A 2,975-nucleotide genomic window follows, 5' to 3' on the forward strand; every position below is an offset into this window, starting at 1 on the left:
CTACACGCGCGCCTGCCTGAACCAGGAACTGAAGGCCCGTTTGCACGACGTGCTCGGATACGGACTCGCCCTGGAAGGCATCGCCCGCATGAGGGAGCCGGCCGCGTGAGCGGGCGATTCGGCACCACGCCAATATCAATGTCACGATTCAAGGAGGCAACATGACAGTCAGCAGCATTACGAGACCGATCGACATGGTGGGTTCGGTCATCGACGTCGTCGACGCGACGCCCGATGTGCTGGGTGAATCGATCATCTGGGATGAGAAAACGAGATTGCTCTGGTGGGTCGACGGAATCGGCCAGGCGATTCATCGTCTCGACATCTCGAGCGGAGCGAAGAAGAGTTGGCCCATGCAGGAAGAGATCGGCAGCATCGGCTTGCGCGCCAAAGGCGGACTGATCGTCGGTATGCGCTCGGGCTTCTATTTCTTCTCGCCGGAAACGGGCGAGATCACCGAAATCACGCGTCCGGATGCCGAGCGCCCCAAGAACCGGTTCAACGACGGGAAGTGCGATCGTCACGGCCGGTATTGGTCCGGCACCGTCGAGGCGGCCTCCTATACGCCGCGCGGGCGTCTCTTCAGGCTCGATCCCGACCTCAGGCCGACGCTGATAATGGAGGGCATTACCTGCATCAACGGCATCAGCTTCAGCCCGGATAACCGTCTCATGTACATGACCGATTCCTTCAGTTGTCAGATCGACGTTTTCGACTACGACTCCGTCGACGGAGCCATCTACAACCGCCGCAAGTTTGCCGATGTGCCGCTCGGCCGAGGTATCTGCGACGGTTCGACCGTCGATGCGGACGGGTGTTTCTGGAGCGCGAACATGGACGGATGGTGCGTCACACGTTACGACCCGCGCGGACGAATCGACATGGTCATCAACCTGCCGGTGCGGCGCGTGAGCAGCCTGTGCTTTGGCGGTCCCGATCTCGATACGCTCTTCATCACGACCGCTCGCCGGCGCATGAGTGAGAAAGAACTTGCGCAGCAGCCTCTGGCGGGCAACGTCCTCGCGGTGCGGCCCGGGGTGAAAGGATTGCCGGAGCCGGAATTCCTCGGATAACGGCCTTTGCCGGACGGCGGCACATGCCGGTTAACGCGACCCGGCCGAATCGGGCAACCCAAACGGCGGGGGTCAGGATATACTGACTGATCGATCGAATAGGACCGCGTGGGAGCTTGGCGACATGAAAACATCACCGCAAGCAAGAAAGATATCGGGGAGCACGGGCACAGCCGCTCCTGAGTCCGACCGCGCCCCCGGTTCGCGCCTCTCGGCGATCCTGAACGCGGCGGAGCGGGTGTTCGGCGAGCACGGTTACGCCGGCGCCAGCATGCGTAACATCGCCGAGGAGGCCGGCGTCGCCCAAGCACTCGTGCACTATCACTATGCGAACAAGGACAAGCTTTACGAGGCCGTTTTCGAGCGTCGCTCATCGGCAATCAATCAGCACCGCGGCAAACTGCTCGATGCCCTGTTTGCGAGCGAGCGTACTGCGACGATCGAAGACGTACTGACGATCGCCTTCACGCCATTGTCGAAGATTTTCCATGGCGAAGATCCGGCGAACCTCGCGCTCTACATTCAGCTCGTGGCCTCCGTGAGTCTCGGCAGCGACGAGCGGTCACGGCGCATCCGTGAGACTTACTACGATCCGATCGCGGAGCGCTTCATCGATGCCCTGCACACGTCATGCCAGGCATATCGCGCGAACACGCAACATGGGCGTATCTGTTCTCTGTCGGCGCCCGGCAGCAAGCGCATGCGCTCAACGGACGCGCGGCGCGTCTAGGCGCTCCCGCCCGGACGTCCAAGTCGACGTCGCACTATGAGCAACTCGTCAAATTTGCGGCGGCCGGCATCCGGGCGTTGGTCGGGCCAACGACTGGCAGGGAAACGGCCAAGTCGCCAACAGAGTCGTCAACGTCGAAGCGCGCGCGCCGTGCCCACAGCGTTCAGCCGGAGTGAGTTACAAAAGACGCCCAGAGTAACTTCGCACAGAATTGATAATTTCGTTCGACGACATCGTCGTTTCTGTTACCGACATCGAGAGATCTGCAGATTGGTATGAGGGGTTGTTTGGACTTCGACGAGGTAACAGAACCTTTATCGATCCATTTTCGGCCATCCGCGGAACGATATGGGTGGCCTCTCGACCGACAACTCGACGGCCCCCTCGACGATCGAAGGACTGCCACCGGGTGCAGCGGCCGTCTCAATGTCAGAGCGCGGGGCCGAACGAAAGTCTCTTTGTTGGCCGGTTGTACCCAATGAGCGAAAAAGCACAAAGCTATCGCCGAAGCAGCGCGCGTGTCTTCAAACGGCAGCTATCGGCGAGCGGACCGAACGCGAGCAATCGGCTGCGGATTCAACCGGTCGATGCAACGGAATAGTGAAATCGTTCAGCTGGTGTGTCAAAGTTTAGTGTTTTTCTGGGCCGTTCGTTGAGTCGCCTGGCTATGGCATTAAGCCTGGCTTGTGAATAGACAGAAAGATCGGTGCCTTTAGGGAAATACTGTCTAAGAAGCCCATTCGTGTTTTCGTTTGAACCACGTTGCCAGGGATGCTGCGGATCGCAGAAGTAGACCTTGATATCGGTAGCCACGGTGAAGCGTTTGTGGCCAGGCATTTCTTTGCCCCGATCCCAGGTCAGCGACCTGTACAGTTCATGAGGCAGCTTGCCAGCATGTTTTATGAGAGCGTTGACGACGGTCTCGGTATCCTTGCTGGCAATCTTCAACAGCATTACGTAGCGGGTTTGACGTTCGACGAGAGTTGCAATTTGGCTGTTCGCGTTGCCAAATAGCAGATCGCCGTCCCAATGACGCGGTATCGCGCGGTCTTCCGCTGTCGCGGGACGTTCGCTGATCGATACGGTGTCGCAGATTCTGCCGTGGTCGTCAGTCTTCAAGGTGTGGTGACGAAAACGACGCATTGCCCGCGTCCGGCGCAACTGCTCTAGCA

General features: G+C 59.4%; 2 protein-coding genes and 1 pseudogene. 2 read left to right on the top strand and 1 reads right to left on the bottom strand.

Going from position 1 to position 2,975, the window contains the following annotated elements; translation table 11 throughout:
- Positions 1-161: 161 nt before the first annotated feature.
- Positions 162-1,073 carry an SMP-30/gluconolactonase/LRE family protein gene (locus AWB67_RS35895; RefSeq protein WP_087660625.1) on the top strand — a complete coding sequence of 304 codons (912 nt, stop codon included), beginning with the start codon at positions 162-164 and terminating at the stop codon, positions 1,071-1,073.
- A 271-nt stretch (positions 1,074-1,344) separates the two neighbouring features.
- Positions 1,345-1,979 (top strand): annotated as a pseudogene (locus AWB67_RS35900) (TetR/AcrR family transcriptional regulator).
- 400 nt (positions 1,980-2,379) lie between these two features.
- Here the strand turns inward: AWB67_RS35900 and AWB67_RS35905 are convergent.
- Positions 2,380-2,975 (bottom strand): IS30 family transposase (locus AWB67_RS35905; protein ID WP_125477839.1); only part of this gene is annotated, 596 nt, incomplete at its 5' end.

The organism is Caballeronia terrestris, assembly GCF_001544515.1.
Classification (GTDB): Bacteria; Pseudomonadota; Gammaproteobacteria; order Burkholderiales; family Burkholderiaceae; genus Caballeronia; species Caballeronia terrestris.

Excerpts from the sequence above, each read along its gene's own strand:
- AWB67_RS35895 (WP_087660625.1), top strand. The coding sequence starts at position 162 with ATGACAGTCAGCAGCATTACGAGACCGATCGACATGGTGGGTTCGGTC.